At 45.4% G+C, this 24,841-nt stretch carries 11 protein-coding genes and 1 CRISPR repeat array; of the genes, 4 read left to right on the top strand and 7 right to left on the bottom strand.

Features of this window, described 5'->3' with window-relative positions; translation table 11 throughout:
- Position 1 precedes the first annotated feature (1 nt).
- The 3 genes from OP864_RS14515 to OP864_RS14505 all read left to right on the top strand — a co-directional run bounded on the left by OP864_RS14515 (position 2) and on the right by OP864_RS14505 (position 2,425).
- Positions 2-1,138 carry a 5-(carboxyamino)imidazole ribonucleotide synthase gene (locus OP864_RS14515; protein ID WP_270098876.1) on the top strand — a complete coding sequence of 379 codons (1,137 nt, stop codon included), beginning with the start codon at positions 2-4 and terminating at the stop codon, positions 1,136-1,138.
- A 12-nt stretch (positions 1,139-1,150) separates the two neighbouring features.
- On the top strand, positions 1,151-1,675 hold the full coding sequence (gene purE / locus OP864_RS14510) for a 5-(carboxyamino)imidazole ribonucleotide mutase (protein ID WP_270098875.1): 525 nt from the start codon (positions 1,151-1,153) through the stop codon (positions 1,673-1,675).
- A 165-nt stretch (positions 1,676-1,840) separates the two neighbouring features.
- Positions 1,841-2,425: a nuclear transport factor 2 family protein gene (locus tag OP864_RS14505; protein WP_270098874.1), complete on the top strand. Its 585-nt coding sequence runs from the start codon at positions 1,841-1,843 to the stop codon at positions 2,423-2,425.
- Between the two features lie 41 nt (positions 2,426-2,466).
- Here the strand turns inward: OP864_RS14505 and OP864_RS14500 are convergent, their stop codons facing one another.
- The 6 genes from OP864_RS14500 to OP864_RS14475 all read right to left on the bottom strand — a co-directional run bounded on the left by OP864_RS14500 (position 2,467) and on the right by OP864_RS14475 (position 20,699).
- Positions 2,467-3,333, bottom strand: coding sequence for an STAS domain-containing protein (locus tag OP864_RS14500; protein WP_270098873.1), 867 nt, complete (start codon positions 3,331-3,333; stop codon positions 2,467-2,469).
- Between the two features lie 92 nt (positions 3,334-3,425).
- Positions 3,426-4,301: an STAS domain-containing protein gene (locus OP864_RS14495; RefSeq protein ID WP_270098872.1), complete on the bottom strand. Its 876-nt coding sequence runs from the start codon at positions 4,299-4,301 to the stop codon at positions 3,426-3,428.
- A 139-nt stretch (positions 4,302-4,440) separates the two neighbouring features.
- A complete protein-coding gene (locus OP864_RS14490) occupies positions 4,441-5,730 on the bottom strand; it encodes an anthranilate synthase component I family protein (RefSeq protein ID WP_270098871.1) in 1,290 nt (429 codons plus the stop codon).
- Positions 5,730-6,545: a UbiA family prenyltransferase gene (locus OP864_RS14485; protein WP_270098870.1), complete on the bottom strand. Its 816-nt coding sequence runs from the start codon at positions 6,543-6,545 to the stop codon at positions 5,730-5,732. Before OP864_RS14485 ends, OP864_RS14490 begins: the two co-directional genes overlap by 1 nt.
- Before the next feature lie 815 nt (positions 6,546-7,360).
- Positions 7,361-8,326, bottom strand: a complete 966-nt coding sequence (locus OP864_RS14480) for a tetratricopeptide repeat protein (protein WP_270098869.1) — start codon at positions 8,324-8,326, stop codon at positions 7,361-7,363.
- Positions 8,327-9,821: 1,495 nt separating this feature from the next.
- Positions 9,822-19,174: direct repeats of the CRISPR family, unit length 36 nt; unit sequence GTTTCAATGCTGCTTCGCCTGCAATGGGTTTAGTAT.
- Positions 19,175-19,610: 436 nt separating this feature from the next.
- A complete protein-coding gene (locus tag OP864_RS14475) occupies positions 19,611-20,699 on the bottom strand; it encodes an endonuclease (RefSeq protein WP_270098868.1) in 1,089 nt (362 codons plus the stop codon).
- A 328-nt stretch (positions 20,700-21,027) separates the two neighbouring features.
- Here OP864_RS14475 and OP864_RS14470 point away from each other — a divergent pair, with 328 nt between their 5' ends.
- Positions 21,028-22,584: a YifB family Mg chelatase-like AAA ATPase gene (locus tag OP864_RS14470; RefSeq protein WP_015693953.1), complete on the top strand. Its 1,557-nt coding sequence runs from the start codon at positions 21,028-21,030 to the stop codon at positions 22,582-22,584.
- A 63-nt stretch (positions 22,585-22,647) separates the two neighbouring features.
- On the opposite strand, the gene OP864_RS14465 is transcribed toward OP864_RS14470, so the two are convergent.
- On the bottom strand, positions 22,648-24,726 hold the full coding sequence (locus tag OP864_RS14465; protein WP_270098867.1) for a S9 family peptidase: 2,079 nt from the start codon (positions 24,724-24,726) through the stop codon (positions 22,648-22,650).
- Positions 24,727-24,841: the final 115 nt, after the last annotated feature.

The following is a 24,841-nucleotide window of genomic DNA, read 5'->3' as shown; positions in this document are numbered from 1 at the left end:
CATGCAAAAAAAATTAGGCATTTTAGGGGGCGGACAATTGGGGCGCATGCTCATTCAGTCGGCCACAGATTTTAATATTCAGATGGGTATTTTGGATAGCCAGCTTGAGGCGCCAGCTTCTTCTTTGGCCAAGCATTTTGTCCAAGGCGATTTATTGGATGAGGAAACGGTATATGCTTTTGGGCAAGATTACGACTTAATTTCTATAGAAATCGAGAAAGTCAATACAGCGGCCCTCAAGCGATTGGAGGCCGAGGGCAAGGAAGTTTATCCGCAGGCGGCTATTATTGAGCTGATTCAGGACAAAGGCAAACAAAAAGAATTCTATCGGGCGCAGGGCTTTCCTACGGCCGATTTTTTATTGCTCGCCAATAAGGAAGAGCTTTTGGCACAAACAGACTTTTTGCCAGCGGTCCAAAAGCTCCGCAGAGATGGCTATGATGGCAAGGGGGTCCAAGTTTTGCGGCAAGAAAGTGATTTAGGAAAGGCCTTTGAGGCCCCTTCGGTCCTAGAAAAACTGGTGGATATTCAGCAAGAGATAGCGGTCATTGTGGCTCGTTCTGCATCTGGAGAAATACGGACCTATCCTGCGGTAGAGATGATTTTTCATCCAGAGGCCAATTTGGTAGAATATCTATTTAGCCCCGCCAGAATTGAGGAAAATATGGCCCAAAAAGCCGATCAGATGGCTAAAGATTTAATAGAAAAGCTGGGCATGGTGGGGTTACTGGCTGTAGAGTTCTTTATTGATCGATCGGGGAACTTATTGGTTAATGAGGTGGCCCCTCGTCCGCATAATAGTGGGCACCAAAGCATAGAGGGCAATGTTTGTTCTCAGTTTGAGCAGCATTTGCGGGCCATTTATGATTGGCCCTTGGGCGATAGTCAAATACAGACTCCTTCTATTCTCCTCAACTTATTGGGGGAAGAGGGCTTTCATGGTCCGGCCAAACTAGAGGGATTGAAAGAGGTATTGGCCATTTCGGGGGTGCATTTGCATTTGTATGGTAAAGAAGACTGCAAGCCCTTTCGGAAAATGGGCCATATTACGGTAACCGACCAAAACTTAGAGCGCTTAATGGAGAAGGCGCGCTTTGTAAAAAACACATTAAAAATCCGCGGCTTGCACCGCATCTAAAACGAGATAAAAATGAAAAAAGTAGCCATTTTGATGGGCAGTGATTCTGATTTGCCCGTCATGCAAGCCGCCGCCCATTTTTTGGACCAATTGGGTTTGCCTTATGAGATGAGTATTATTTCGGCGCATCGTACGCCCCAACGTTTATTTGAGTTTGCTCCCAAGGCGAGAGAAAAGGGTTATGGGGTAATTATTGCGGGGGCTGGCGGGGCCGCCCATTTGCCTGGGATGCTTGCCTCTTTGAGCAGCTTGCCGGTTATTGGTGTGCCGATTAAGTCGAGTAATTCTATTGATGGCTGGGATTCTGTTTTGTCTATTTTGCAAATGCCCAATGGGGTGCCTGTGGCTACCGTTGCCTTGAATGGGGCCAAGAATGCGGGCATTTTGGCGGCCCAAATTCTGAGCGTTAATGATGTAAAAATTGCTCAAAAGCTAGATGCATTTAAGGCTAAAATGAGCGAGCAAGTCATGGCCAAGGTCCAGCGTTTGGATGAAGAACAGGCCGACAGACATGAGGCGCCAAAACTTCGGCCTTAAGGCCAAGGGCTGGCTGGCCTAGCGATGTGCAGCAGTGGCCCGCAGGGCCAGACCGAAGCCCGAAGGGCTGAAGGGCCGAGCGAACAGCGAGCTGCGCAACGTAGCGCCGCAAGGCGAAGCCGCAGCGGAGGCCCCAAAAACCAAAAAAAATTGATATCTTGAGGGATGAACAGAAGAATCCCCCTAGCAGCTATTTGTGTAGTTTTGTTTGGCCTCCTTTTTTTGTCGAGCTGTCGCTCTTCAAAGGAGCTCAGTTTATCCCTAAAAGAAGAGAATATGGAAAACAAAGCCTTGATTGACAAGTTTTACAAGGCCTTTGCGGCGGCTGACTATGAGACGATGGCCAGTTGTTATCATCCTGAGGTTGTTTTTGAAGATCCTGCTTTTGGTCGTTTGCAAGGCGATCGGGCCAAAAAAATGTGGGAAATGTTGTTGACGCAGAGCAAAGACAGCATTTTGATTCGGCATAGCGAGCTATCGGCTGATGCGGAAAAGGGGCAGGCCAAATGGGTTGCGGATTATAAATATGGCGACAAAAGGCGGCCCGTTCATAACATTGTTCAGGCCCAATTTCGCTTTAAGGATGGTTTAATCATTGAGCATCGGGATCAATTTAACCTTTGGCGTTGGAGCAAACAAGCCTTGGGGACGACTGGGCATTTGCTGGGTTGGTCGGGTTTTTTCCGAAAGAAAATGCAGCAAACGACCAATGGAATGTTGGATAAATACATGGCGAAGCAAGAAAAATAAAGAAAAGGCGATTGGAGGGTTTCCAATCGCCTTTTTGCGTTTTAGAGTTGGTTTCCGCTTTCCTTGATGGCCCATTTTAGGGCATCTTTCATGCTGCCTGTGGTTTCGATTTCGTCAATAGCGATACCGAGTTCGACAATTGTTTGGGCGATATTGCCTGAAATGCCCGAGATGACACATTTTGCGCCCATCAGGCGGGCGGCTTTGGTCATCTTGATGAGGTGATTGGCTACGGCAGTATCGACAATAGCCACTCCAGAAATATCGAGGATAAAAAACTTAGCTTGTTTGTCGGCGATATTGTCTAGCATGGCCTCCATAACATCCTTAGAGCGCTTAGAATCGATAAAGCCGACTAGTGGAAGCAGCAGAATATTTTCCCAGATTTGGGCCACGGGAGTAGAGAGTTCTCTTAGGGCTTCATTTTGTTTTTCGAGGTCTCTAGTCATTTTCTCTCGATACTCCTTGGCTAGAATATCGAGATCGACCTGGTTAAACTTTTTATAGGCTAGAATAAGGTTTAGAGCATTTTTATTATGCTTAATAAAAAGCTTAGTAATGCCTTCATGGAAGCGGACCAAAAGCTGAGTAAAAGACTCTAGGCTCACGCCTGCTGCCAAAAAATTGCGTCTAATTTCTGAGTGTCGTTCAATATATCTGGCAGATAGACGGGCACCAACTAAATCGGCTAAAATATCCTCTTTATGAATAACTGAAGCTGTAATTGTAATTTCAGGAAAAAGATTGGATGCCTCCATCCAATCAATTATGCCTTGAAAAACAACTTCCTTTTCTTTATAAGGAATTTTATCCGCAGCTAATTGTAATGCCTCTAGTTCTTCTTCTGTCAGGAAGTAAGTCGTTTTGTAATAGTCATAAAGTTGTTCGTAGGTAGAGTTTTCCTGCATATTATTTGCCTTTTGTCTTAAGATAGGCAGTAGTTATTTATTATTTGAATGTTCAACCTAAAAACTATTTATAGAAAATAGTTGGGCTTTTCTTAGAGTTGATTTCCGCTTTCCTTGATGGCCCATTTTAGGGCATCCTTCATGCTGCCTGTGGTTTCGATTTCGTCAATAGCGATACCGAGTTCGACAATAGTTTGGGCGATATTGCCCGAAATGCCCGAGATGATACATTTTGCGCCCATTAGGCGGGCGGCTTTGGTCATTTTGATGAGGTGATTGGCTACGGCAGTATCGACAATAGCCACTCCAGAAATATCGAGGATAAAAAACTTAGCTTGTTTGTCGGCGATATTGTCTAGCATGGCCTCCATAATATCCTTAGAGCGCTTAGAATCGATAAAGCCGACCAGTGGAAGCAGCAGGATATTTTCCCAGATTTGGGCCACGGGAGTAGAGAGTTCGCGTAGGGCGGTATTTTGCTCTTCTAGGTCCTGCAGTGTTTTTTTGCGGTATTCTTTGGCCAGAATATCGAGATCGATGAGATTGTATTTTTTGCAAGCGATGGCTAGTTGGACATCATCGGGATAATGCTTTTGCAAAACGGCATAGACACTCTCATGAAAGCGGACCAGCAGGGTGGTAAAGGCCTTGAGGGTAACGCCTGCCTCTAGATATTGCCGTCGGATGCCGGCATGCCGTTCCAGATAGCCCTCGCCGAGAACCTCTAGGCTAGAATCCGTAATAATAAAGTCTCGCGCTTGAATGGTTGCTTGAATGATTGGCTCGGGGAAGCGGTCGCTCAGTTCTCCTTCTCTCATCCAAACCATAGTGGCATCAAAGGTTTGTTGAAAATCTTCAAAGGGGATTGCTTGACTTCTTTTTCGGATGAGTTGGATTTCCTCTTCAGAGAGAAAATAGGCCTTTTTATACTCATCTAGGCTGTTAAATTCACCTTGAATGTAGTGCATGTTGGAGTAGGGTTGTTGCTATTTAGCGGGGTTAGCTAGATAGAGGGGAACAATGGTATCTACTAGCTTTAAAATACAAATTTTTCATTGTAAATAGCATTCAACGCAAAATACTTTTTGATGAAAAAAGCAGCCACAGCTATATATTTTTTCCTAGGGCCAAAAGTAGTCCTTTGGCCTTGAGCAGGCATTCCTCATATTCGGCTTCAGCAATTGAGTCATAGACAATGGCGCCCCCCACCTGAAAAGAGAGGTACTCTTTTTCTTGTTGATAGACTAAGCTTCTGATGACCACATTAAAATCGGAATTTCCCTCTGGCGAAAAATAGCCTACTGCGCCAGAATACAAACCTCTTTGTTGCTGTTCGTAGCGCTCAATAATTTTCATACTCATAATTTTAGGCGCGCCGGTCATTGAGCCCATGGGAAAAGCCTTTTTTAGGGCCTGCAGGGGGCTACAATCGGCTCGCCGTTCGGCTTCTACGGTAGAGATCATCTGTTGCAATTGGGGAAAAGCGTAAATGCCAAACAGCTCGCTCACTTCTACGGTGGCAGGCGCTGCTGATTGGGCCAAATCGTTGCGCAGCAGGTCCACAATCATGACATGCTCCGCCAAATCTTTTTCGCTATGTCTCAGGCTATTGGCTAGTGCTTGATCTTCGGCTTCATTTTTTCCTCGGCCAATGGTTCCCTTAATCGGTTGGGCGATGAGTCGGCTTCCTCTTTGGGCCAAAAAGCGTTCTGGACTAGCCGAGATTAAATGCTCATTTTCCCATTGATAGTAGGCCGAAAAAGGGCTGGGGCTCAATTTCATTAGTCGCCAATAAAGAGGCAATGGGGCAATTTTGGCCCCTTCCATAAAAAACTCTTGGCAAAAATTGACCTCATAAATGTCTCCCGCCAGAATATGTTCTTTAAGAGCGGCAATGGTCGCTATATAGTCGGCCTTAGTAATCCGAGCTTGTAATTCGGGCAAAGCTAGGGGCTTTTCTCCTTGTAAAGCCGATGCCTCCAAACAGTTTTCCCAAACCGCCTGAGGATCTTCTGCCTCTATTTCAATCGCTCCATTTGGCCGAATCAAAATCCGAACCGCTGGCTGAAAAAAAGCCAATTTTGGAAAGCTCAAGGGATCGATATTCTCCGAGCTCAGCTCCTCCAAATCGTTTTTGAGCTCATAGGAAAAATAGCCCAACCACCAAGCCTTGGGATCGGCCTGCATCGCGGCCTCTAGAGGGGCAAAACAATCGGCCCGAAGGCTACGACGAGCAGCAGCACCCAGCAGCCATTCCACTTCATGAAAAGCATCCTCCTTAAATTCATTATTATCAAGGACCAATAGGGGCTGATCATCTTGAAAAACGCTTAGGGCTTGCGCCTTAAATTGGGCCAAAGAAAGTCCCTGGGGCAAAGAAAAATGAGCTATCGCCATTAAGTATAGGTTTTGAACAAAAAGATGAGCAAAGGATACAAAATTAAGAGGCCATCCCAATAAAAAGAAAAGAAGAAATCATTTTGTTGCGCATGGGTTCTAGAAAGCAGGACAAAGATAAGCAGCAAACAAATGCTACTGGCCAATAGCATAAAAAAAGGGGCGGTATAGGCCTGCATTCCCCACCAAATTAGGGCTAGGGCAGCAATGAAGTAGCGACTCCTTTTTTCGCCCAAACTAGAAACCAGAGTGGGCACTCCTGCCTTGGCTTCTTGTTCCAAATCTCGCAAATCAAAAGGCAAGGTAATCAATAAAACAAAGAGGGCCCGTTCAAAAAATAAGTAAGGAGAAATGGGCCGTCCCAATTCTAAAGCGGGCAGCACCGTAGCCACAAAAGACCAGACCCCAGCAATCAGAAAAATTTTCAGCCAGGGAATATCTCTCAGTCGCCAGCCCTTATAAATAGGCAGCACATAGGCCAAAGAAAGCAAGGCGGGCAAAAGCAACCATCGGAGCAAGGCAAAAGGCAGTTGACTAGCTAAATACAGCAGGACCCCAGGCAGCAAAAGCAGCAATCCCCAATTCCAAGCACGATATTTTTGCAAAATAGCTTGTCGCTCCGCCTTCATCTTATCCGAACGGTTCGAGTAAATTCGGTGCAGGGCATAAATCCACCAACAGGCAAAAAAGGCCAGCGGCAAACTCCAGCCCTCTATTGGCCGTCCCCATTGCCAAAAACTACTAGCGGTCAGCAGGGCAGCCCCTAGGGCAATGTGCAGGTGAGTATAAACAGAGAAAGAAAGCAGGCCGCGCATGGGTAGTATTTAGAAAATCAGGCCCTAAAATAGTCATTTTTGCAGGGAGTTTATGGTCCTTTTTCCCCTCTCCTCAAAATCTTCTACTCTTTATTTTTTCTTTTTTGGGGCCTGCCGCCTTTGGCGGCCGGGCCCTTGCAGGGCTCGCAGGTCTGCTCGGCCCTGCGCCGCTTTCAGCGGCTGGGTCTGGCCTGCGGCCACCCTTTCAGGCCCCTAGGCCGTTTGGCCTTCGGCCATCCCTAGGGCCAAGGCCCTAGGCTATTGAAAAAATCGCCATCCCCTCATTCGAGGGGATTTGCGGTTTCACTAGGCTCCATCGGCAAACAAGGGCTTTAGCCCGCCAGTTTGCATAGTCCCACAACCATGGGCTTCAGCCCATGGGCCAAAGCCGCCCAGCCGCCGAAGAAAACAGCCCAAAGAAAAAAGACAGTTGAGCGGCATAGCGATGGTAGGCAGTGCGGCAAAGCCGCAGACCCAGCAAAAACTTGTTTTTTGCGCAGGGCCGAGCGACCCGACCAACGGGAGCCGACGCAGCGAAGCAAGTAACAGCGAGCTGCCGAACGACAACAAGAACTTTAGTTCGCAGTTCGACGACCGAAGGGAGTAACCGCCGCAAGGCGAAGCCGCAGCGGAGGCCCCAAAAAAAAGGAGAAAAAGCCAAGCTTCTTCTCCTCTTCCGCCCGCTTATTGCGCAGGGGGATTGGGTGGGGTGTCCTGATCTGGATCAGGATGTTCAGTGTAATTTTTCATAGAAATTGTGTTTTTGTTAAAAATTAGGTTGTTTAGTTTGGTTAGATTTATTTTACTTATTTAGGCTACTCATCCTCTGGATTATTTTTTTCCATATTGCTGCTAAAAGCCGCGATATCCATTCCCGGATAAAATTGCGCCATCTCCTGCAGACAATCCTCCACCTTGTCCAGAGCGCCAGTCACTTTATACAATTTTGTCTGCATCCGCAGGCCTTCCACACTCAACTGATGGCGATTGGCTTGCTCGCAAAAAAAGAGTGCCCCCTCATGCAAACCCAAAGCATAAAAATCTTGGGCCTTCTCCAGAAAAATTCGGTCCTGGCTCATTTGGGGTTGCTGCAAACTGTTGTGGTAGCTGCACCAAGCCTGGGCCGCCGCCAAATCTTGTTTTAGGTCCTGCAAAAGCTGCGCATATTCCGACATATAGCCGATCGGATCTGCCGCCTTTTCGGTCAAGGTTTTTAAATAGGGAAGCGCTTTTTCGCCCTCTCCAAAAGCAATATGCAAGCGGCAAAGCAGCTCAAAACAGTCTTCCTCAAATTCGGTGTTACAAATCGGCGATAAGAGGGAAATTCCCTGCAAATATTCGCCTTCTTCCAAGGCAATAGCTGCCAAAAAATAGCAGCTTTCTGCAGTGGGCGCCGCCAAATTTTCGAGCAAAATTTTGGCCTTGGGCAGATCTTCTTCCAACAAAAAAAGCAACTTGGCTTGGGCCAAATCGGCCTGTTCATCGCCCTGCCCCTGCTCATAATAATGAAGCGCCAAATCATAGCGCCCCTCTTCTTCCATCAATTGGCCAAACAAAAAATACAGGGGTCCTTTTTCAGCAGAACGCTTTTGGCCCAACTGCAAACAACGCTTGGCATTCAAATAGTTAGGCGATTCTTTTTCGAGCTCCACCTTCACCCAATAATAATATGGCGCTGAGCTTTTTGCTCCTGCAGCCATTAATTTTTCGGCTAATTCCTGACAAGCCGTCAGCTCATCTAGGTCAAATAGTTCGGTTAATAAGGTCTCATTTTTTTTCATGCTGTCTTTTTGCCCCATGCTAGAGCATGGGTTTGGGAAAAAATCTTTTGGGAAAACTACGCCCTCCAATTAAAACCATTTTCAACTTGCGCCTCCACTCTTGGCATAGCTGTTAAAGCATTTTATTAAAGTCCATCATCTACTAAAATGCCGATCTATTCTTTAATGTCACTTAAGTCCATTTTGTGAACTTTATTTTCCGATTTTTTTAAAAAATTTAATTAAAACTGCATTTCTGCCACAAAACAAATAGCTATTTAGCTCTAAAATTAGTTAAATTCGGTTTGAAAAACAAGCTATTTAAACCCTCCTTTACAACTGATTACCAAACAGTTAGATCTATATTTTATTTTTCTTTTTCTGGGGCCTGCCGCCTTTGGCGGCCGGGCCCTTGCAGGGCTCGCAGGTCTGCTCGGCCCTGCGCCAGCAAGCTGGCTGGGTCTGCCGCTGCGCGGCACCCTTTCAGGCCCCTAGGCCAAGTCGCTTCGCTCCTTTGCGGCGGCTTCGCCGCCTGCTAGCTGTGGCTGCAGGTTGAAACCAGCAGCCAATTTAGGTACAGCAGAGCCCACTCCTGACCAACAACTGGCCTGCAGCTTAAAAGCCGCAGGACCTGAAAACAAAATAGCTCCTTTTCATATACAAGGCTTTTTTTTCACTTTCCCCTCTCCTCTTTACACAGAAAAAGTTGAGGGACTAATGAAAAGTCGCAGGACCCAAAACCTACTAGTTCTGAAGAGACTCATCTCCCCTCTAAAGGCAGAAGAAAAAGTTGAGGGACTAATAAAGGAGCTATTTAGCATCTTCTTCTACAGCTTGGGGCTTGTTCCTAGCCGATGAATAGCAGGCGGCTAAGCCGCCATGGCCGAAGGCCAAAGGGCCACAAAAAGGGCTTTAGCCCGCCAGTTTGCATAGTCCCACAACCATAGGCTGAAGCCCATGGGCCCAAAACTGCCCAGCCGTTAAAAGACGCATTCTTCACTTTTTCCTCCTCTTCTATCTCCACAGAAAAAGTTGAGGGACTAGGTTTATTTTTTGGGGCCTGTAGCATGGATATATGTACCTGTAGGTTGAAACCCACAGCAACAAAGGAGAACAGACTAAGCGCAATAAAATGAGCCGATAGTTTTAAAACCATCGGCCCATAACACATTCTAATATAAAGCTTTATCAGTAAAAGGCTTATTCTCATTCCTCTCCCTTCCTTCAAAAATCTCAAGAAAAAGTTGAGGGACTAATAAAAGCTATCTCCATACGGCCTCCTGCTCCGCTGCTTAGGGACAAGCCCCTAGGCTAGCTTTTTTCAGACAGCCCTCTAAAGAGGGCCTTTGGATATGGCCCTCCCCTGCAATAACAATGGAGCAAAGCAGTAGGTCATAATTTGAGGCCCTTTAGGGCTCACTCCATTGAATTAGCCTAGGGGCTTTTGTCCCTGGGCGATTATTGGCTGAATGGGTTTAGTATCGTAAAAGCTTTTTACACTCCTACGATCTAAAAAGTTTCAATGCTGCTTCGCCTGCAATGGGTTTAGTATTATCAAGCAGTTAGTTTCTTTAGTGGATATTGCTTCGTTTCAATGCTGCTTCGCCTGCAATGGGTTTAGTATCACCATCCTTGTGGATGAGGTACACGAGCAGAATAGTTTCAATGCTGCTTCGCCTGCAATGGGTTTAGTATGTGAGAGAAAATTCTACCTGTGGGTTGCTCTGGCCCGGTTTCAATGCTGCTTCGCCTGCAATGGGTTTAGTATCGTAGCGTAGCTCACGCTTATTGTTGGCTACGATTCAGTTTCAATGCTGCTTCGCCTGCAATGGGTTTAGTATATGGGGAACTTGGGGTCACGTATTTCCGTAGGCAGTTTCAATGCTGCTTCGCCTGCAATGGGTTTAGTATTTGCGCAGGGCTAGGTTAGAAAACGCAATTTTGCGGCACAGTTTCAATGCTGCTTCGCCTGCAATGGGTTTAGTATTAAGTAATCAGAGATCTCCCGACCTTTGTCTGGAGAAGTTTCAATGCTGCTTCGCCTGCAATGGGTTTAGTATGAAATAAAGAGTCATAAGAAATAAAATTTAAAAATGTTTCAATGCTGCTTCGCCTGCAATGGGTTTAGTATAGAATTATTGATTTTTGCCTGAAATTGTTTAGGGCGTTTCAATGCTGCTTCGCCTGCAATGGGTTTAGTATTATATATTTGGTGTGTAGCCCCTCATCTTTCCCAGGTTTCAATGCTGCTTCGCCTGCAATGGGTTTAGTATATCTCCACGTGGGGAGGTGCTGATTTCCCAAGCGTGGTTTCAATGCTGCTTCGCCTGCAATGGGTTTAGTATTAAAACATTTCAGCGACGTAAGGAGTAACCCAAGTTTCAATGCTGCTTCGCCTGCAATGGGTTTAGTATGGCAAAGAGCTATGCGTCGATAGCTCTGCTCAGAGTTTCAATGCTGCTTCGCCTGCAATGGGTTTAGTATGCTGCCTCTTTCTTAATTTCAGACTCTGTCCCTAGTTTCAATGCTGCTTCGCCTGCAATGGGTTTAGTATAAGTAGCACTTACAGTACAGCGAACCCAATGCTGCAGTTTCAATGCTGCTTCGCCTGCAATGGGTTTAGTATTGGCTTTGATGGCAATGAGAGCTGATGCGGTAACAGTTTCAATGCTGCTTCGCCTGCAATGGGTTTAGTATTTAGCCCTTCCCTCTACAGCCCCCTTAGCGTTAGTTTCAATGCTGCTTCGCCTGCAATGGGTTTAGTATAAAAGACTTATTCCTTTCTCCTACAGCCTGGGAGAGTTTCAATGCTGCTTAGCCTGCAAAGGGTTTAGTATTTGGACTTGTTAAGCCCTAAGCTTATGCCGTCCCAGTTTCAATGCTGCTTAGCCTGCAAAGGGTTTAGTATACAAACGACAACTGCCATCTTCGTTAGGAGCAACGAGGAAGTTTCAATGCTGCTTAGCCTGCAATGGGTTTAGTATGCAAATTAGACTCAGAATCAACTAAAACTGTAAATGTTTCAATGCTGCTTTGCCTGCAATGGGTTTAGTATTTGTACCTGCACCATCAGGCAAGCATTTGGCTGAGTTTCAATGCTGCTTTGCCTGCAATGGGTTTAGTATATCAAGGAAGCTCCGAAAAGGACTACACCCTTAACTGTTTCAATGCTGCTTTGCCTGCAATGGGTTTAGTATGGGGCTGGCATCGGCTGCTCTGCTGATATTATGGAGTTTCAATGCTGCTTTGCCTGCAATGGGTTTAGTATTGGACAGTAATATCTCTAAATTTAAAAATTATAGTTTCAATGCTGCTTTGCCTGCAATGGGTTTAGTATGAGTTATCACATGTGTTGTACCGTTCGTGGTACGGTTTCAATGCTGCTTTGCCTGCAATGGGTTTAGTATTAATATCAAGAGATTATTACACAGGTACAGAAGGTTTCAATGCTGCTTTGCCTGCAATGGGTTTAGTATTACGTCCACAAAGATTTGTATGAACCTACAAGATGTTTCAATGCTGCTTTGCCTGCAATGGGTTTAGTATGGGGCTGGCATCGGCTGCTCTGCTGATATTATGGAGTTTCAATGCTGCTTTGCCTGCAATGGGTTTAGTATAGAAGTACGTCGCAGACGGAGAGCTGCGCAACGGAAGTTTCAATGCTGCTTTGCCTGCAATGGGTTTAGTATATGCCTAATAGCTATCGCTATGATAGCTATGATGTTTCAATGCTGCTTTGCCTGCAATGGGTTTAGTATATAGGCTTGAGCTGAGACTGCTGTTCGTCCCAGCTGTTTCAATGCTGCTTTGCCTGCAATGGGTTTAGTATTCTATACGCCCCGGAAAACCACGGGACGTTAGATGTTTCAATGCTGCTTTGCCTGCAATGGGTTTAGTATAGAAATAACAGGCTCAGGAGGAGCCACGACGGGCGTTTCAATGCTGCTTTGCCTGCAATGGGTTTAGTATTATTTCCCAGAAATGGGGACTACAAGTAGAGATGTTTCAATGCTGCTTTGCCTGCAATGGGTTTAGTATGTCTGCAGTTCAATATCTTCTGGTACTGCTACAAAGTTTCAATGCTGCTTTGCCTGCAATGGGTTTAGTATTTGTCTCTGCGTCATAAAGACAGTACCATCTTCGGGTTTCAATGCTGCTTTGCCTGCAATGGGTTTAGTATTCCACCAGCTAGGCATATAGGAAACTAGTAAGGATGTTTCAATGCTGCTTTGCCTGCAATGGGTTTAGTATTCTCCAGATTAAGGAGGGATCTTCGGGATGCGGAAGTTTCAATGCTGCTTTGCCTGCAATGGGTTTAGTATATATATAATGTCCAAAAAACCCAAATATTTGGGACGTTTCAATGCTGCTTTGCCTGCAATGGGTTTAGTATATTTTAATAGGAGTATTACCCAAATAACCTATGAAGTTTCAATGCTGCTTTGCCTGCAATGGGTTTAGTATTAGTAATTTTAATATATTCTTCATAAGCTTTTCTTTGTTTCAATGCTGCTTTGCCTGCAATGGGTTTAGTATAGCAATTAAAAACACTCATAATTCAGATTTAAAAGTTTCAATGCTGCTTTGCCTGCAATGGGTTTAGTATTTGGCTCTCGATAGAGCTGCTGCTGTGTTGGCTCTTGTTTCAATGCTGCTTTGCCTGCAATGGGTTTAGTATTGCAGCAGTGTTGGTGTAACGGTAGTCCCCACCAAGTTTCAATGCTGCTTTGCCTGCAATGGGTTTAGTATTCGATATTGTAAATAACTAAAATTAAAATAATGAAGTTTCAATGCTGCTTTGCCTGCAATGGGTTTAGTATAGTTGCTCCAGCAAAATATATTTTCCAAGGCGATGTTTCAATGCTGCTTTGCCTGCAATGGGTTTAGTATAAATACTTCCTGTAGGATCAGGAATGAAATCTGTTGTGTTTCAATGCTGCTTTGCCTGCAATGGGTTTAGTATTTTTAAAGGTTACGGAGGACTGACTTTTAAAAGTTGTTTCAATGCTGCTTTGCCTGCAATGGGTTTAGTATATTGCCAACGAGGCAAAAGATGTCTTGAGAGAGTGTTTCAATGCTGCTTTGCCTGCAATGGGTTTAGTATTCAAGTTGAGGTGTTGATTCACCATCACCGTATAAGTTTCAATGCTGCTTTGCCTGCAATGGGTTTAGTATTTTAACCAATATAAGAAGTATAACAATATTCTTATGTTGTTTCAATGCTGCTTTGCCTGCAATGGGTTTAGTATCTGGTATCATCTGTCTTCTCTAAGCAGACTCTTAGTTTCAATGCTGCTTTGCCTGCAATGGGTTTAGTATTTGCGGGATGAGCGTATCAGTCTAGAGGAACTAGAACGTTTCAATGCTGCTTTGCCTGCAATGGGTTTAGTATACAACATAAGAAGGCAAAGGTACTTCTTGCTTATGTTTCAATGCTGCTTTGCCTGCAATGGGTTTAGTATTGATTCCTTTTCAAGACTCAATGTTTGACCTTGAAGTTTCAATGCTGCTTTGCCTGCAATGGGTTTAGTATTCACCAACAGACTTACATATTGTTGAATATAGATGGGTTTCAATGCTGCTTTGCCTGCAATGGGTTTAGTATCAATGATAAAAGACCTCCTAAATTTAAGAAAATGTGTTTCAATGCTGCTTTGCCTGCAATGGGTTTAGTATGACACTGCTGTCTCTCCCTATAGGAGGTCATACAGTTTCAATGCTGCTTTGCCTGCAATGGGTTTAGTATTTTTCTGGGGAGAAAACAAAGATTGTAGTAGCTAAGGTTTCAATGCTGCTTTGCCTGCAATGGGTTTAGTATAGTACTCCCTCAATATAACAAGTAGTACTAATTCCGTTTCAATGCTGCTTTGCCTGCAATGGGTTTAGTATAACAAATAATTAGGGAAAAAATTATAAAAAAGTTGTTTCAATGCTGCTTTACCTGCAATGGGTTTAGTATCTGGTAGCCAAACTAGGCTATCGGGCAGTTCAATGCCTGTTTCAATGCTGCTTTGCCTGCAATGGGTTTAGTATTTTTATTTACCTTTAATCATAGCTGATATGATTAGAGGTTTCAATGCTGCTTTGCCTGCAATGGGTTTAGTATAAGACAGTATTGTGGGACTCGGAGTTTAGTCGACGTTTCAATGCTGCTTTGCCTGCAATGGGTTTAGTATTAAATATTTAGGCAATTTGCCTTTGATGAGTTTTTGCCTGTTTCAATGCTGCTTTGCCTGCAATGGGTTTAGTATATAACGATCCAAGTCGGCCCCACACTCGCAAGGAGGTTTCAATGCTGCTTTGCCTGCAATGGGTTTAGTATTTGCCTATGCAATCAGAGGACATCCCACACCTTAGTTTCAATGCTGCTTTGCCTGCAATGGGTTTAGTATCTCTAAGCATTTTACACCCCAGCCCCCGTTCTGCACAGTTTCAATGCTGCTTTGCCTGCAATGGGTTTAGTATACTTAAACTCCGTTATCTGCTGCATACGGTAGCGGTTTCAATGCTGCTTTGCCTGCAATGGGTTTAGTATAAGCCTAAAAGGGTTTGTTGCTGAATTGGCTCAAGTGTTTCAATGCTGCTTTGCCTGCAATGGGTTTAGTATTTGTGGTACTAAAGCAAGCGAAGCAAGCACGTGGCGGTTTCAATGCTGCTTTGCCTGCAATGGGTTTAGTATTCTCTATTGCTAATTTACTTAGAAATACTAGGTTACAGTTTCAATGCTGCTTTGCCTGCAATGGGTTTAGTATCTTTCTTTCATTTTAATATTATTTTTGTTTTGGTTTGTTTCAATGCTGCTTTGCCTGCAATGGGTTTAGTATTTGATTTGGCTAAGGCGATGTTGGCGGCTAAGCGTAAGTTTCAATGCTGCTTTGCCTGCAATGGGTTTAGTATGTACTTTTCTTCAGACTTAGCTTATCCAAGGCAAGTTTCAATGCTGCTTTGCCTGCAATGGGTTTAGTATTGTCCAAAGGCCCAAACAAAGCAATTCTCAAGCGTGTTTCAATGCTGCTTTGCCTGCAATGGGTTTAGTATAGGTTCCACTTCACTGAAAAAGATTGGGTAAAATTCGTTTCAATGCTGCTTTGCCTGCAATGGGTTTAGTATCAGCAATCGCACTAAGGCGACCAATTCTACTGCGTTTCAATGCTGCTTTGCCTGCAATGGGTTTAGTATCTAACCACTGGAAGCTTTCCTTATCTCAGAGGTAGTTTCAATGCTGCTTTGCCTGCAATGGGTTTAGTATATGAAATCATCCGCCGTATTGAAACTTCTTCAGGTTGTTTCAATGCTGCTTTGCCTGCAATGGGTTTAGTATTAGTAAAGAAACTGATCAACCGCTTTGGCGGTAGTAGTTTCAATGCTGCTTTGCCTGCAATGGGTTTAGTATCCTCTCTATCATAGAACATGATGGAGAGCGAATAGTTTCAATGCTGCTTTGCCTGCAATGGGTTTAGTATAATATCCCTTTGTCTAATAAGACACGTATCCCAATAGTTTCAATGCTGCTTTGCCTGCAATGGGTTTAGTATACCCCATGAATGTACAATTGTTAAACAAAGAGTTGTTTCAATGCTGCTTTGCCTGCAATGGGTTTAGTATAGAGAGCGCCTTCTTTTACTTTCCGGACGAAGAAGTTTCAATGCTGCTTTGCCTGCAATGGGTTTAGTATTTAGATAGTTTGTTATTTCGCCTGTCTTCGAATTGTTTCAATGCTGCTTTGCCTGCAATGGGTTTAGTATATTGTTTTGCCGTCTCAATACCCATTCCTAATAAATGTTTCAATGCTGCTTTGCCTGCAATGGGTTTAGTATTAGACAATTAAGGCCAAAGCGGCGCCGCCTCCCAAGTTTCAATGCTGCTTTGCCTGCAATGGGTTTAGTATATGAGAAGCAGCAAAAGATCTGCTAAAGTTTTCTCCTGTTTCAATGCTGCTTTGCCTGCAATGGGTTTAGTATTCTAGTGGCGTAGAGATTATTAAAATTGTGGGGGTGTTTCAATGCTGCTTTGCCTGCAATGGGTTTAGTATCTGGGAAACTAGGTTTCTCAGTGTAACTTTCATTGGAGTTTCAATGCTGCTTTGCCTGCAATGGGTTTAGTATTGTTGTTGGAATTAATTTGTCCAACAAATAATTTGTTTCAATGCTGCTTTGCCTGCAATGGGTTTAGTATAAAACACGGACGTTTTTCAAAAGACGATGACGGGTTTCAATGCTGCTTTGCCTGCAATGGGTTTAGTATACAGAAAATCTTTCTGAATTTAAAGAACATCTTGTTTCAATGCTGCTTTGCCTGCAATGGGTTTAGTATATAACCTCTCTTTAATTTATTAAAAAAAACTTTATGTTTCAATGCTGCTTTGCCTGCAATGGGTTTAGTATGATCTTTTATCGAAAAGATGAACCAAGGTGGGGAAGGTTTCAATGCTGCTTTGCCTGCAATGGGTTTAGTATACAGTAATTAAAATATTATGGACTTAGTCAAGCAGTTTCAATGCTGCTTTGCCTGCAATGGGTTTAGTATCAAATTGCCCGATTTGCGGGAATGGGGCCAGAGGGTTTCAATGCTGCTTTGCCTGCAATGGGTTTAGTATTTGAAATGATTAATAATTGTTAATTAAAAAAAGAATATAGTTTCAATGCTGCTTTGCCTGCAATGGGTTTAGTATTGAATTGCGTGTAACTGCTCGGGCCGATGCGGAGTTTCAATGCTGCTTTGCCTGCAATGGGTTTAGTATACTGCTTTTATTCCTCTCTTCTCCAGCCTGTCCATGTTTCAATGCTGCTTTGCCTGCAATGGGTTTAGTATTCCAAGAATAAGAGGGTGTTGATCAGGTGTGGATAAGTTTCAATGCTGCTTTGCCTGCAATGGGTTTAGTATGCATCGGTATGGTGTTCGTTGCACTCACTTGTTTTTGTTTCAATGCTGCTTTGCCTGCAATGGGTTTAGTATTTACATAGTCCTTAGCGATTTGCTCAAGCAAGTCAGTTTCAATGCTGCTTTGCCTGCAATGGGTTTAGTATAGAGGAATCTTGGAGATGGGGGCGAACTAGCCCCTGTTTCAATGCTGCTTTGCCTGCAATGGGTTTAGTATACGACTTCCCTGGCTCTCCCTTTTTCCAGTACGAAGTTTCAATGCTGCTTTGCCTGCAATGGGTTTAGTATAAATAGCATTTAGGCTCAGAGCGTTGCCTTCGGGCAGTTTCAATGCTGCTTTGCCTGCAATGGGTTTAGTATAAGACTGGGTAAAGGTCGTAACTTCCAGTTATTGCGTTTCAATGCTGCTTTGCCTGCAATGGGTTTAGTATGGATCTGCATAAAGGAGTCAACATAGTCGGAGAAGGTTTCAATGCTGCTTTGCCTGCAATGGGTTTAGTATTAAACTCTATGATGAGTTGATGTCTAAATTTTACAGTTTCAATGCTGCTTTGCCTGCAATGGGTTTAGTATTGTTGTACGTTAGATAGGATTCGAACCTATTATATGGTTTCAATGCTGCTTTGCCTGCAATGGGTTTAGTATTGGCGCAGGTTGAAGCAGAAGTAGAACGGGGTATGGTTTCAATGCTGCTTTGCCTGCAATGGGTTTAGTATAGGCTTCAACAGACGACCTCAGCAACCCCAATATTGTTTCAATGCTGCTTTGCCTGCAATGGGTTTAGTATTTTGGCCGCCGCCGCATCTTTTTTGGCGGCTGAAGTTTCAATGCTGCTTTGCCTGCAATGGGTTTAGTATCTGTATCCTTTTCTAGAGGACGATGCTGGGAAAGTTTCAATGCTGCTTTGCCTGCAATGGGTTTAGTATGTAGTTGTTCTGTAACCACAGCGAAGCGGTTGATGTTTCAATGCTGCTTTGCCTGCAATGGGTTTAGTATGAAATCCTTTCTAAACCATTTACCATGCAAAAAAGTTTCAATGCTGCTTTGCCTGCAATGGGTTTAGTATTTTGGAGGGGAGCCTTTTTTCCTTGGTTTGTTGAGCGGTTTCAATGCTGCTTTGCCTGCAATGGGTTTAGTATCCTTTTAAGTCTCTATGAGTCAACAAAGACATTGTAGGTTTCAATGCTGCTTTGCCTGCAATGGGTTTAGTATTGCCTTCACAGGATTTTGGAATGCTGCCAGAAAAGTTTCAATGCTGCTTTGCCTGCAATGGGTTTAGTATTTATCTGGCTCGGTCGAGGATGTGGTGGATAAATTGTTTCAATGCTGCTTTGCCTGCAATGGGTTTAGTATAAAAGTATCTGTAGCATAATCATAACCGTTTAGATGTTTCAATGCTGCTTTGCCTGCAATGGGTTTAGTATTTTATCCACCTCCCCCAGTGCAATGCTGGGGGAGTTTCAATGCTGCTTTGCCTGCAATGGGTTTAGTATGCCGTTGAAGGCCGTGCAAATTTCGAGATTTACGAAGTTTCAATGCTGCTTTGCCTGCAATGGGTTTAGTATAAGCTGCAGGTGCAGCAAACGCTGCTTGCCTGCATGTTTCAATGCTGCTTTGCCTGCAATGGGTTTAGTATTAAACTTCTTCCATATAGATATATTTTAGAAGTGTTTCAATGCTGCTTTGCCTGCAATGGGTTTAGTATCTGATGTAGCTGTAATTTTCCACAGCTTAGACCAGTTTCAATGCTGCTTTGCCTGCAATGGGTTTAGTATGGCTTCTGTTACGCCTTCTGTTTCGGCGGGCGGCGGTTTCAATGCTGCTTTGCCTGCAATGGGTTTAGTATCGCTCAGGGTCGGTCGTGTAGCAGGTTCCGTACGTAGTTTCAATGCTGCTTTGCCTGCAATGGGTTTAGTATACAGAGTCAGTCCATACTAAAGAGAAAATTATGTCGTTTCAATGCTGCTTTGCCTGCAATGGGTTTAGTATAGTAAAACTATCATATAATTTAAAAAGCCATAAGAGCGCCACAGCCTACAGTAGAGCTATGCAACCCCAAAATATACCGCAAAGCCTCCAAACACCTTTTTTTCATTTTAAGAAAGTTTTAAGATTTAGATTTCTCCTCCTCTTAGCGCTAATTTCTGCCACAATATAAAACTTCTCCCCTATACTTCCTAATTTAATTTCATCCCCCTTTCCGCGCCCTACAGGCGGCAAAGCCGCCGCCGGCTGAGCTGCCGTAGCAGGGCCGCGCAAGCGGCAGACCAAGGAGCAAAGCGACGCAGGGCCGAGCAGACCTGCGAGCTGCGAAGTGGAGCGACCCGAGCAAAGCGAGGGGCAGCCCCAAATCCCCCCTCCCAACAGACAAAAAAATAGGAAAGCCCCTCTCCTAGCTCCCCTATTTTCGCATTTTTTCTAGCCCTTACTGACGGACAAATTTTAAACTCTGCTGGCTTCCCCCAGCCCGAATCCGCAACAAATATACACCCTTGGCCAAATCCGTAGGCAAATCAAATTGCCACTGATAATCGCCAGCCGACAAATTAGCGGTCTCCAAAATGCCCAAAGAACGACCCAATACATCCAGTAATTCTAGCTCGATCGGCTGGGCCTCCAATAAGTGAATAGATAAGTTTAACTGATTGCCCGACAAGGGATTAGGCCACAATTTAGCCTCCCCCAAACTGCTCCCCAAAACCGCCAAAGCAGAAGGCGCACAGCCCGCCGCCTGATTCGGACAATATAAACGCTTGGCCAAACTGCAATCCAAAACAAAGGGATTCGCCTTGCCATCCTGATAAGTCGCAATCAACTGGCTGCGGTCCCATTCCGCCTGATCCACAGGGTCCAATTCATGCCAATCACAAAGCACCGCCTGCTGCGGCCCAAAAAAATTGGGATCGCTGCCCTGCGCCTCATTGCGGTAAATCGTGTAAAAATAAAACATGGCCCGCGCCACATTCCCCTTGAAATCCTCCCGGGGCTCAAATGCCTGATTCATGACCAATTCACTGTAGTTGTCCCGATCAAAAACAGGCACGCCCTGCGCATTATAAGTCAAATAAAACCAGTTGGTTACAGCCGTATCCGCCAGCTCCGCAAAAGGCAAATTGCCCCGCATATTGTTGGTCTCATTTCGACATGCAAAAAGATGATGCAAATCACTGCGCGCATTGCCATTGGCCGCCCCCCGACTCTGCGGATAAGTATGCTCCACATTCATCCCATTGGGCGCATTATTGTCCGACATATAACTGTCCGGATCCTGCGTCGGATCCAACCATTTTTGCAAACCCGTATATACACAAGTCACCGTATCATTCTGATTATCAATGACTTTAAACAAGGTATCCTTGGCATTATTCCAAGCCAAAACCGTATCGGGCCGATAATGCAATTGCACAGAATCTAACAAATCTGCCGTGCTCAAACCCGGAAATACATCCTGATGCTGCCCCCATAAAATAGGTCCCGCCCCCAGAAAAATCATGCAGTAAATTAATCGTTTCATCGCTTTTTTTTATTGGTCAATAAAGCCCAATTTACCGCTTTTTTGCCCCTCTCGCAGCCCCAAATTATAAATTAAAGTTGATTTAATTTTTCTACTGTTTTTTTGGGGCCTCCGCTGCGGCTTCGCCTTGCGGCGCTACGCTTTGGGGCTCGCTATTCGCTCGGCCCTGCGGCGGCTGCGCCGCCTGGGTCTGGCCTGACGGCCACCCCGCCGCATCGCTAGGCCAGTCGCTTCGCTCCTTCTAGACGCTAAAAAAGGAAAAGCCCAACAATAATTTGCAGTTTACAAACAAAGGTTATATCTTTGTTCAGGTACAAAAATAAAAGATATGCTCATAAAAGCCTTTGCAAGCGCCGTTCATGGCGTAGACGCACAAACTATTACTATAGAAGTAGATACAGGCGGCCCCTTGGCCCAAGGAAAACCGGGTTATTCTCTAGTCGGTTTGCCCGACAATGCCGTTCGAGAAAGTTATTGGCGGGTAGAAAGCGCCATTAAAGCGATTGGTTATCGCATTCCTCGCATTCGCATTGTGGTCAATATGGCCCCAGCGGACCTCAGAAAAGAGGGCTCGCATTATGATTTGCCCCTAGCCTTGGGCATTTTGGCCGCTACAGGCCAGATCCAAAGCGATTTACTCGAAAAATACATCCTCATGGGAGAGCTCTCCCTAGATGGTAGCATCCGCCCGATCAAAGGCGCTTTGCCCATTGCCATCCAAGCCCGCAAAGAGGGTTTTGAGGGCCTCATTCTCCCCAAAGTCAATGCAAGAGAGGGGGCCATCGTCAACCAGCTCGAAGTCTTTGGGCTCAGCCACCTAGCCGAGGTGGTCGCCTTTTTAGATGGGGGCGAAAAGCCAGAAGCCGTCTTTGTCGATACTCGCAAAGAATTTGAACAACAAGCCCCCCACCTCCTCGTCGATTTTATGGATGTAAAGGGCCAAGAACAGGTCAAAAGAGCCTTAGAAGTGGCTGCAGCGGGAGGCCATAATGCCATCCTGATCGGCCCACCCGGCGCAGGCAAAAGTATGTTGGCCAAGCGCCTGCCCACCATTCTCCCCCCGCTTTCGCTCAAAGAAGCCCTAGAAACCACCAAAATTCATTCGGTGGTGGGCCTCATGCCTGAAAATGCCTCCCTAATTTCTAAGCGCTCTTTTCGCAGTCCTCACCACACCATTAGTGATGTGGCCCTAGTGGGCGGCGGGGTTCACCCCAAACCCGGAGAAATCTCTCTGGCCCATAATGGCGTCCTCTTTATGGACGAGCTGCCCGAGTTCAAACGGACCGTTTTGGAGGTCTTGCGCCAACCCATGGAAAGCCGCCAAATTACCATCTCTCGCTCTAGATTCACCGTAGATTATCCAGCCAATTTCATGCTCCTAGCCGCCATGAATCCCTGTCCCTGCGGCTACTACACCCACCCTACTAAAGATTGCGTTTGTGCGCCCCAGGCCGTGCATCGCTACCTCAACAAAATCTCTGGACCGCTATTGGACCGCATCGACATTCATGTAGAAGTAGAGCCTGTAGATTTTGAGACCATCAGTTCTTCTCAGCTCAAAGGCGAAAGTAGCGCCTCCATCCGAGAGCGAGTGAATCGGGCCAGAAAAATACAGGAAGAGCGTTTTGCCAGTTATCCCGGCATTCATTGCAATGCCCAAATGAACAGCCGCCTCATCCGAGAGTATTGCCAATTGGACCAGGCGGGCAGTAAATTGCTCAAGCAAGCCATGCAGGTCCGGCAGCTTTCTGCCCGCGCCTATGACCGCATCCTCAAAGTGGCCCGCAGCGTAGCCGATTTGGCGGGCTCGGCCCGCATTCAGCTAGAGCACATCGCCGAGGCCGTAGACTACCGCAACTTAGACAAAGAAAACTGGGTCCAATAAGGACCAAAGCCAAAGGCCCGCAAGGAAAATTCCTTGCGGGCCTTTAGTGTTTTTTGGGGGCTGTTAAGCCTCATCCTCTGCTAGGCAAGCAAACAAAAAGGCATACTCTAAAGCGAGCTCCTTATAGGCTTGGAAGCGGCCAGAAGCACCTCCATGACCAGCTTCTAAATTGGTATGTAGCAAAAGCGTATTTTGGTCCAACTTTTTGTCTCTTAATTCGGCGACCCATTTGGCGGGCTCCCAATATTGCACCTGAGAATCATGATAGCCCGTAGTGACCAAGATGGCGCAATAATATTGCGCTTGTACATTTTCGTAGGGAGAGTAGGACAAAATATAGCGGTAGGCCTCCTCTTCTTCGGGATTGCCCCATTGGTCATATTCATTGGTGGTTAGGGGAATACTAGCATCTGACATCGTGTTGAGGACATCCACAAAAGGGACAGCCGCCACTAAGCCCCGAAAAGCCGTAGGGGCCATATTGGCCACAGCGCCCATCAGCAGGCCGCCAGCGCTACCGCCCATACCAAAGAGCTTTTCGGCAGAGCTATATTGTTGTAGGCAAAGGCTTTGGGCCACATCAATAAAGTCGTAGAAGCTATTCTTTTTATTAAATACACGGCCCTGCTCAAACCAATCTCGGCCCAAAGCCTGCCCACCCCGAACATGCGCAATGGCAAAGGCAAATCCTCGGTCCAAAAGGCTGAGGCGAGCAGCACTAAAATACGGATCAATAGTATGCCCATAAGCGCCATAAGCATAGAGCAAAAGGGGGCTCTTGCCATCTTTTTTAAAGCCTTTTTTGTAGACCAATGAAACGGGCACCTTGGCCCCATCTCGGGCTTCTACCCAAAGGCGCTCCGTTTGGTAATTGGCGGGAGTATGGCCACCGACCACCTCTTGCTGCTTGAGCAATTCTTTGCGCCCATCCTCCAAATGATAGGCATAGACGCTATTGGGCGTGGTCATCGAGCCATAGATATAGCGGAAATTTTGCTCTTCAAAATGATGATTTTGGCCCATAGAAACCATATACACCTCTTCCTCAAAAGAGAGATATTCGTCTTTATCTGCAGTGATTAGGCGAAGATGCGTTTGACCTTCCTTGCGTTCTTGCAGTACATAAAAATCTTTAAAGACCGTTAGGTCCTCTAAAAAGACGGTGGGGCGATGCGGTAAAATGAGGCTCCAATTGGCTTGTTGGGCCGTATTTTCCTTGCTAGCGTGCAAGAGCTTAAAGTTGGGGGCCTCCTGATTGGAGAGGATATAAAAGCCGCCTTGGCCATCTGCAGCAATACTATACTCATGATTGGCTTGGCGGGGCATAAAGTTCCAAAACTGGCCCAGCGGCTGATCGGCCTCTAGCAGCTGATAATCGCTACTGAGGGTGCTGCTGTTCCAGATAATAATGTATTCTTGGCAGCGGCTTCTATACACCCCAGTATAAAAACTTTTATCTTCTTCCTCATAGACCAAAACGGCTTCCTCCTGCTTTTGGCCAAGGCGGTAGCGATAGACCTTTTCGGAGAGTAGGGTTTCGGGATTGCGGGCCGTAAAAAAGAGATGTTCATTATCACTGGCCCAGGCAATATCGCCGCTACAGCCTTGGAGGACAATGGGGCTAGTCGTTTTGCTTTGCAGATCGACAAAGGCCATTTTATAGATACGGCGGCCGCTATCGTCAAAAGTGTAGGCTAGTTTTTGGCCATTGGGACTCACCTTAAAGCTAGCGAGTTGAAAAAAGGCTTTATCGGCCGCTAGGGCATTGAGGTCCAAAAGGATTTCCTCTTCTGTTTGGCCCGCCTTAATGCGGTAATAAATAGGATATTCTTGGCCCTCTTCATAGCGTTGGCCATAAGTATAGCCGCCCATTTGGTAAGGAACAGATTCTTCTCTTTGGGGCAGGCGGCCAATCATTTCTTGATAAATCTCTTCTTGGAGGGCTTTAAAAGGGGCCATTTTTTGGGCCGTATATTCATTTTCGGCCTGTAGATAAGCTAAAACCTCTTGGGTTTGGGCATCTGGGGTTTCGGCCATTTTTTGGGCATCGCTAAGGCGCATCCAGTGATAATTATCGATGCGTTCTTCGCCATGTTGGCTTATTTTATATGGCCGTTTATTGGCCTTGGGTGCATTTAGCATATCGTCTATATTTTTAGAAAACTCCTTTAAAATTGTGTGCTGTTTAGGGAGGCTCAAAATAGCTTTTCTTTTGGCATCTTGCAAATTGCGTTTGGGCATTTTGGAGGGTACAGGC

The organism is Saprospira grandis (assembly GCF_027594745.1).
In the GTDB taxonomy this organism is placed as follows: Bacteria; Bacteroidota; Bacteroidia; order Chitinophagales; family Saprospiraceae; genus Saprospira; species Saprospira grandis.
The sequence above is the reverse complement of the archived record's forward strand: the minus strand, read 5'-3'. Positions and strand labels throughout refer to the sequence as shown.

What these genes read in the sequence shown, in the direction of transcription:
- OP864_RS14515 (WP_270098876.1), top strand. Translation starts at nt 2, where the DNA reads ATGCAAAAAAAATTAGGCATTTTAGGGGGCGGACAATTGGGGCGCATG.
- purE (WP_270098875.1), top strand. Translation starts at nt 1,151, where the DNA reads ATGAAAAAAGTAGCCATTTTGATGGGCAGTGATTCTGATTTGCCCGTC.
- OP864_RS14505 (WP_270098874.1), top strand. Translation starts at nt 1,841, where the DNA reads ATGAACAGAAGAATCCCCCTAGCAGCTATTTGTGTAGTTTTGTTTGGC.
- OP864_RS14500 (WP_270098873.1), bottom strand. Translation starts at nt 3,333, where the DNA reads ATGCAGGAAAACTCTACCTACGAACAACTTTATGACTATTACAAAACG.
- OP864_RS14495 (WP_270098872.1), bottom strand. Translation starts at nt 4,301, where the DNA reads ATGCACTACATTCAAGGTGAATTTAACAGCCTAGATGAGTATAAAAAG.
- OP864_RS14490 (WP_270098871.1), bottom strand. Translation starts at nt 5,730, where the DNA reads ATGGCGATAGCTCATTTTTCTTTGCCCCAGGGACTTTCTTTGGCCCAA.
- OP864_RS14485 (WP_270098870.1), bottom strand. Translation starts at nt 6,545, where the DNA reads ATGCGCGGCCTGCTTTCTTTCTCTGTTTATACTCACCTGCACATTGCC.
- OP864_RS14480 (WP_270098869.1), bottom strand. Translation starts at nt 8,326, where the DNA reads ATGAAAAAAAATGAGACCTTATTAACCGAACTATTTGACCTAGATGAG.
- OP864_RS14475 (WP_270098868.1), bottom strand. Translation starts at nt 20,699, where the DNA reads ATGAAACGATTAATTTACTGCATGATTTTTCTGGGGGCGGGACCTATT.
- OP864_RS14470 (WP_015693953.1), top strand. Translation starts at nt 21,028, where the DNA reads ATGCTCATAAAAGCCTTTGCAAGCGCCGTTCATGGCGTAGACGCACAA.
- OP864_RS14465 (WP_270098867.1), bottom strand. Translation starts at nt 24,726, where the DNA reads ATGCTAAATGCACCCAAGGCCAATAAACGGCCATATAAAATAAGCCAA.